A 7355-nucleotide genomic window follows, 5' to 3' on the forward strand; every position below is an offset into this window, starting at 1 on the left:
AGTAAATGACTATCCCAACAGCAAACCTATTACAGGAGATTATAATGAAAAGGTACTTCACCCTATCTGTACTAGCTTCTCTAGGTATTTTCTTACAAGCAGGATCGGCTAACGATCAATATACATGTGACTTTAGATATAAAGTTGGTAATCAAGGTTGGGTTGAAGATAGTGCCAGTGGAACAACTCGTTCTTTAGCTAAAGGTTCAGTTGCAAGCTTCCTAGAAAATAAAGAAGCTCAAGCTAATAGATCCGGCAAAGATTTTGATTCAGCTCAACTATTTTGTAGAGAGGTACTTGGGGATTAATTTAATAGTATAATCTGTTAAATAAAATTATAAGTATTCTATAAGCTTTTGAAGCTTAAAATAGTTGAAGTTTTGCTAAACTTTGAGTTAGTTTCATAATGAAAATAGATGCAAACTTCAAGAGTAGTTGCTATTGATACGAGTTCCCGTTTTTCAAGGGGAACTTTTTTTTGTCTGAAAATTTGAGTTATTGCTATGGATGATCATATCAATAGTATGATAATTGACAATTACTGATATAGCGCTACTTGAATCGGGAATAGGGAATAGGGAATAGGGAACAGTATACTGTTAAAGGGTTCCATGATTTATAACTGTCCTAACCTGAATGCGTAGTGTTATACGATCTCCAAAAATAAACTATGTCTGAAAGTCAACTATTGTTAGTACCGGGTACTCTCTGGGAAAGACTCAAAGAGCAAACTGAATATGCTCTAGAATGTGGCGCACTCCAACCGATACCCACAGAATATGAGTTTGTACAACAGGATAATATTCGGTTCCTGGTGCGCATTTTGTCTAATTTATCGCGCAAGGATGAAGCTAGAAAACAGCAGGAAAAAAAGAAGGTTGTCACTGGTAAAGATTTTAACCCTTTTTTACCTTATGAGGAGGATTTATTTGTTGCTGATATTTCTACAACTCATCTGTGTCTGTTGAATAAATATAATGTTGTCGATCATCATCTACTTATTGTCACTAGAGAATTTGAGGAACAAGAAAATTTACTTAATTTGCAAGATTTTCAAGCTTTGGGTAGCTGTATGGGGGAGTTTGAAGGTTTAGCTTTTTATAACGGTGGGAAAATTGGGGGGGGGGGTCAAGGCATAAAAAATTGGCAAATGTTTCCTTTGCGGTGGTGGCAGGTGGAGGAAAAATACCGGAAGGTTGAGCGGACGGTTATTGTAACGTTNTTGAATAAATATAATGTTGTCGATCATCATCTACTTATTGTCACTAGAGAATTTGAGGAACAAGAAAATTTACTTAATTTGCAAGATTTTCAAGCTTTGGGTAGCTGTATGGGGGAGTTTGAAGGTTTAGCTTTTTATAACGGTGGGAAAATTGCGGGTGCGAGTCAACGTCATAAACATCTGCAAATAGTTCCTCTGCCGATGGTGCCAGATGGAGAAAAAATACCGATAGATAGAGCGATCGCTACTGCTACGTTTGATCATGGGATAGGTGTTACGTCTTGGTTTCCTTTTCGACACGCTATAGCTAAGTTAGATGTTGGTTGGGTAAATTCTCCGGTTGAGTCTGCTGCTGAGATACTAAAATCTTATTTGACTTTGCTGGGAGCAGTTGGTATAGAAGGTAGTGATGGGATGAGTGGGAAACAGTCTGGTGATTATAATCTTTTGGTGACGCGAGAATGGATGTTAGTTGTGCCGCGATATTATGAAGATTTTCAGTCTATTTCTGTGAATAGTTTGGGTTTTGCAGGTGCTTTGTTGGTAAAAAATCAGGAGCAAATGAATATTATTAAGGAGCAGAAACCTTTAACTATTCTGCGCCATGTTGCTGCTTAGTAATGACAATATTGGAGTATTTATTTACAGCGGTTTTCATTTCAGTAGATTACAGTAGGGGCGTTTGCGGAGCATGACCTTAGGAAATGGCCATTCGCCCCTACAAGGTTTTGGTTATGGCAATGTGGTTCATCAATTTGAAAAGCACTGTAATCTGTTATTGGAATTCCAGTAGTGAACCGAAACAGCTAAAATAGTGCAATGGTAGGGGCGGGTTTTAGCTAGAATTTTTATACTTACTCTCAGATTTATACAAACCCGCCCCTAGAACTAGGACGTTGCATTATATCATTGGGGGCGGGTTTATCTAATTAAATGTGAAAACTCATGAATTTAACGGGGAACCCGCCCCTACTATTGCTACATTTTACCAGATAATTAATACATCTAAGTCATTGCGACTGGAACGGAGTGGAAGGTTTGCGGAGCATTCCGGAACGGATAGCAATCTCAGTCTAGTAGGGTGCGTTTAGCGTTCCGCACAACGCGCGTTAACGCTACGCGACATGAAAATGAAATGTAACGCACCATTTTTAATGAGCCGGGTATTACCATTCTGGTGCGTTACGACGGATTGTTCAATATCTGATAATACCGAGTAATTAATGCCGTCTTTTCATGTCCGCTCTTAGCGGAAACACACCCTACAAACTGACTTTGGGGGGCGGGTTTATATAATCAAATGTGAAAACTCATAAATTGAAAGGGGAACCCGCCCCTACTTAACTTCTGACTTCTGGGGGCGGGTTTATCTAATTAAATGTGAAAACTCATAAATTGAAAGGGGAACCCGCCCCTACGAACCTAATTTTTCAGCTCCTCCAATACCTCGGAAGTAATCGAATTTTCTCCCTTTTTCAAAGTATCTATCCAACCTTTATAGGGGTTTTCACAAAGGTAGACTACAAAACTTCTTCCTTTAAACCCAAATCTCTGTACTCTAAAAAACATGAAAACTGCTATAAAAAGAATTTCTTAGCCACAATTTATAGGTCTGTTTCTTTGTCTTTGGTATCAGGATCGAGGTCAAGTTCTGGTGNTCACAAAGGTAGACTACAAAACTTCTTCCTTTAAACCCAAATCTCTGTACTCTAAAAAACATGAAAACTGCTATAAAAAGAATTTCTTAGCCACAATTTATAGGTCTGTTTCTTTGTCTTTGGTATCAGGATCGAGGTCAAGTTCTGGTGATAATTCTTGGGCTTCTTTCAAGATAGAAATTGCTCCTTCTATATTTCCCTGTTTTGCTAATTTTTTACCCTTTTCTAATTCGCCAGAAGTAGCAAAAAAATTTGCCACAAGTTCAGGGTCTGTTTCTATAGTTTCTGTATCAGGGTTGAGGTCAATTTCCGGTTCCAATTTTTGGGCGCGTTTAAAGATAGAAATTGCTGTTTTTATGTTTTCTTTTTCTCCTGTTTTTGCTAGATTTTTAGCTTCTGCAATTAAACTAGGATGAACGGGAAGTTCATTGCAAGTTCTCTCATATTTATCAAAGTTACTGTTCATGTACTGCCGCCACTCCTCTGCTGTTAAATTCCGACCAAGACGGCGACAAGCTTCTGCAATTAAATCTTGTGGCCTTACCCAATGGATGCGGGCAGTTTTGTCATTACTTGCGGTCGCAATTATATTCCCGTTTTGGCTAAAGGCGACTGCTCTTACCTCTCCTTGGTGGTTCAAGGTAGCAACTTGTTGGCCAGTGTTCGTATCCCAGAGGCGGGCGGTATTGTCAGCACTGCCTGTAGCAATAGTCCTCCCGTTTTGGCTGAAGGCTACCGATCTTACTGTGCCCTGGTGGAGTAGGGTCGCGAGTTGTTGGCCAGTATTGGCATCCCAGAGGCGGGCAGTTTTGTCAGCACTTGCGGTGGCAACGAGGTTCCTTTTGCGACTAAAGGCTACTGCTATTACTTCTCCTTGGTGGTTCAGGGTAGCGAGTTGTTTACCAGTTTTCGTATTCCAGAGACGGGCAGTATTGTCATTACTTGCTGTGGCAATGGTCTTGCCGTTGTGGCTAAAGGTTACTGCTATTACTTCTCCTTGGTGGTTCAGGGTAGCGAGTTGTTTACCAGTTTTCGTATTCCAGATGCGGGCAGTATTGTCAGCACTTGCGGTCGCAATGGTCTTCCCGTTGCGACTAAAGGCTACTGCTGTTACTTCTCCTTGGTGGTTCAGGGTAGCAAGTTGTTCGCCAGTTTTCGTATTCCAGAGACGGGCGGTATTGTCATTACTTGCTGTGGCAATAGTTTTCCCATCCTTGCTCAAGGCTACTGCTATTACTTCTCCTTCATGGTTGAGGGTAACGATGGCTTTGCCGGTAGCAGCATCCCAGAGACGGGCGGTATTGTCAGCACTTGCAGTAGNTATTACTTCTCCTTCATGGTTGAGGGTAACGATGGCTTTGCCGGTAGCAGCATCCCAGAGACGGGCGGTATTGTCAGCACTTGCAGTAGCAATGGTTTTCCCATCCTTGCTCAAGGCTACTGCTGTTACTTCTCCTTGGTGAAGTAGGGTAGCGAGTTGTTTACCAGTTTTCGTATTCCAGAGACGGGCGGTATTGTCATTACTTGCTGTGGCAATGGTTTTGCCGTCCTGGCTCAATGCTACTGCTCTTACCCAAGACTCATGCTTGAGGGTAGTAGCTTTTTTAGAGAGATTAGCATCCCAGATGCGGACAGTTTTGTCATAACTTGCTGTTACAATAGTTTGCTCATCCTCGCTAAAGACTATTGCATTTACCGTGTCTTGGTGATTGNTGCTCTTACCCAAGACTCATGCTTGAGGGTAGTAGCTTTTTTAGAGAGATTAGCATCCCAGATGCGGACAGTTTTGTCATAACTTGCTGTTACAATAGTTTGCTCATCCTCGCTAAAGACTATTGCATTTACCGTGTCTTGGTGATTGAAGGAAGCGACTTGTTTGCCGCTGTTGGTATCCCAAAGGCGAGCTGTATTGTTATCACTCGCAGTAGCAATGGTTTTGCCGTCGGGGCTAAAGGTTACTGCTTTTACCTTATACTGGTGGGGTAGGATAGCTATTTCTTGGCCAGTGCAGATATCCCAGATGCGAGCTGTATTGTTATCACTGGCAGTAGCAATGGTTTTGCTATTGGGGCTAAAGGCTAATGCTATTATCTTATCCTGGTGCTTTAGGGTAATGATTTCTTTAGAGGTTCTGGTATCCCAGATGCCAACGGTATGATCATCACTGGCAGTCGCAATTCTTTTCCCATCAGGGCTAAACACTAATTTATGTACCCTGGCCTTGTAGTTAAGGGTAGCAAATTCTTTGCCTGTGGTAGTATCCCAGAAGCGGGTGATTTGGTCATCACTGGCAGTAGCAATGGCTGTACCGTCTGGGCTAAAGGCTAGTGCATTTACCGGGAAATAGTGGACTAGGGTAGAGATGGCATTGCCCGTGGTAGTATCCCAGAGGCGGACAATATTGTCGTCACTGGCAGTAGCAATGATCTTACCGTTGGGGCTAAATGCTAGTGCATTTACTCCAGAGTGATGGAGTAGGGTAGCGATGGCATTGCCTGTGGCAGCATCCCAGAGGCGGGCAACTTTATCTTCACTTTTTGTAGCAAGAGTTTTGCCGTCCTGGCTCAATGCTACTTTTATTACCTTATCCTGGTAGTTGAGGGTAGCGACCTCTTTGCCAGTGTCTCCATTCCAGAGGTGGGTGGTATTTTCATCACTTGCAGTAGCAAGAGTTTTGCCGTCCTGGCTCAATGCTAGTGCTGTTACCGCGCTCTGGTGGTTGAGGGTATGCAGATGATCTGGTAGTTGACTTAGGGCTTTGCGAATAGCTCCATCGGCTGCATTTTTGGGGATATCTAAGGACTGACCACCTAAGAATTTCTTGACAGCTCTATTCCACCATACATACCGATTTTTTTGCAGCTCTTGGACTTTATATATTGACTGGAGTCCTAACAAAGTACCTCGATCGTACCAGTTCCAGTTAGCAATAGCCACTTCTGCTTCTGCTGCCATCTGACGAGCAAAGGATGCTTCACTATTATGTCTAGCTATCCTTTGTTGTATCAAAGCAAAAGCAGATACCCCACTCATAAACAGCAAAGAAATAGCCAAAATTTGATTCCGTCTTTGAGCTAACCTCCTGGCTTTTTGCTCCTGTTTAAACTCCCTTTTTTTCCGTTCTTTCCCTTCAATTTCCCAACGATTTCTTAACTCCTGACTTGCTTTGACAAACTCATAAGCAAATCCATCCAACAAACCCATATCCCCATAGTTTTCCAAATATTCTTCTGCCTTCATTAACTGCCCTTCTCGCCATAACCAATCATCTTTTTTATTATGTTTTTCCCATTCCGTTGCATCACCTTCTATCTTCCTTACCAAAGGCAAAACTTCTTGATATTCTTCAACCCATTCCCTCAAAGTTTTCCAACTTCTGATTAAATCTTCGTGAATAATATCTAATAATGTTCCTATCTCTGACTTATCTATAGTAATTAACCGATTATTAGGGTTAGCTAATTTATCACTTACCTTTAACAACATCTCTAAACTATGTTGTTCATTGGGCAAATTTTCTAATATTACTCTGCGACGGGTATCTGTTATTTTTCCCGAATTTATTTGCTTTTCCCCAGGCTGTACTAATTCTAAAAATATCCGTTTCGCAACTGACTTTTCCTCTTGAGTTAGACTCTCAAAAACTTCATTAGCTCGCTTAGTTAAAGTACCTTGAATTCCACCAAACTTTCTATAAGTTGCCAGAGTTAAATATTTAGTTTTTTCTTCTCCTTGAGTCGCATCNGTATCTGTTATTTTTCCCGAATTTATTTGCTTTTCCCCAGGCTGTACTAATTCTAAAAATATCCGTTTCGCAACTGACTTTTCCTCTTGAGTTAGACTCTCAAAAACTTCATTAGCTCGCTTAGTTAAAGTACCTTGAATTCCACCAAACTTTCTATAAGTTGCCAGAGTTAAATATTTAGTTTTTTCTTCTCCTTGAGTCGCATCTTTCCACAGTGCATCTAGAGTATATTGGAGAAGAGGTAAACTACCTGGATTACGTAAAAAGTCTTCTGTCATTTGAGCAACTAATCCTGGTTGTACTCCCATCCCTACTAATTCAGCAGGCTCTTTTATTGCTTCCTCTATTTCTTCTTTTTCCAGAGGGGTTACTAAGAATTGATTTTCTTTAATTTGAGTTGCTAATCCTGGATATTTTGAACATTGGTCGAGAAAGTCTGCCCGCATTCCTAAGATTAAGCAAAATTTCTTTTGAATGGCTTCATTTCCTATTGCTGCCAAGAAGCAATCAAAAAATTCCTGTCGTTTTTCGTGAGTTTCACAGAGGGTAAAAGATTCTTCAAATTGGTCGATTACCATGATGACTCTTTCTGCTTCTGCTGACTGAATAAAGTCGATTAATTTTTCGCTTAAATTCTCTGGATTTTCCCCTTCTATATTAATTGCCTTTTGCAGATTTTCCAGAGGAGATGTAGTCGGTGTAAAAGGATCTAGATATTGCCACCTGTCAC

Annotated in this window: 3 protein-coding genes and 4 pseudogenes; 3 read left to right on the forward strand and 4 right to left on the reverse strand. The window is 41.0% G+C overall.

All coding sequences use genetic code 11. The features are described 5' to 3' along the window. Window positions 1–44: 44 nt before the first annotated feature. The 3 genes and pseudogenes from AFK68_RS18330 (at window position 45) to AFK68_RS18340 (ending at window position 1840) form a co-directional block, all read left to right on the forward strand. Window positions 45–308 carry a hypothetical protein gene (locus AFK68_RS18330; RefSeq protein WP_143438021.1) on the forward strand — a complete coding sequence of 88 codons (264 nt, stop codon included), beginning with the start codon at window positions 45–47 and terminating at the stop codon, window positions 306–308. A gap of 362 nt (window positions 309–670) precedes the next feature. After that, a pseudogene (locus AFK68_RS42010) lies at window positions 671–1221 on the forward strand (hypothetical protein); the annotation flags it as partial. Between the two features lies 1 nt (window position 1222). Further along, the gene (locus tag AFK68_RS18340) at window positions 1223–1840 is read left to right on the forward strand and encodes a hypothetical protein (RefSeq protein WP_246844274.1); all 618 of its coding nucleotides are present in this window, start codon (window positions 1223–1225) and stop codon (window positions 1838–1840) included. A gap of 1137 nt (window positions 1841–2977) precedes the next feature. Here AFK68_RS18340 and AFK68_RS18345 read toward each other — a convergent pair. From AFK68_RS18345 to AFK68_RS45655, 4 genes and pseudogenes are all read right to left on the reverse strand, one after another. Next, window positions 2978–4200 (reverse strand): WD40 repeat domain-containing protein (locus AFK68_RS18345; protein ID WP_256386603.1); only part of this gene is annotated, 1223 nt, incomplete at its 5' end. Between the two features lies 1 nt (window position 4201). Beyond that, a pseudogene (locus AFK68_RS42015) lies at window positions 4202–4567 on the reverse strand (WD40 repeat domain-containing protein); the annotation flags it as partial. 26 nt (window positions 4568–4593) lie between these two features. Beyond that, window positions 4594–6366: pseudogene (locus AFK68_RS42020) on the reverse strand (WD40 repeat domain-containing protein); the annotation flags it as partial. Window positions 6367–6625: 259 nt separating this feature from the next. Beyond that, window positions 6626–7355: pseudogene (locus AFK68_RS45655) on the reverse strand (peptidase C14); the annotation flags it as partial.

It is taken from the genome of Hydrocoleum sp. CS-953 (assembly GCF_002260545.1).
GTDB lineage: Bacteria > Cyanobacteriota > Cyanobacteriia > Cyanobacteriales > Microcoleaceae > Trichodesmium.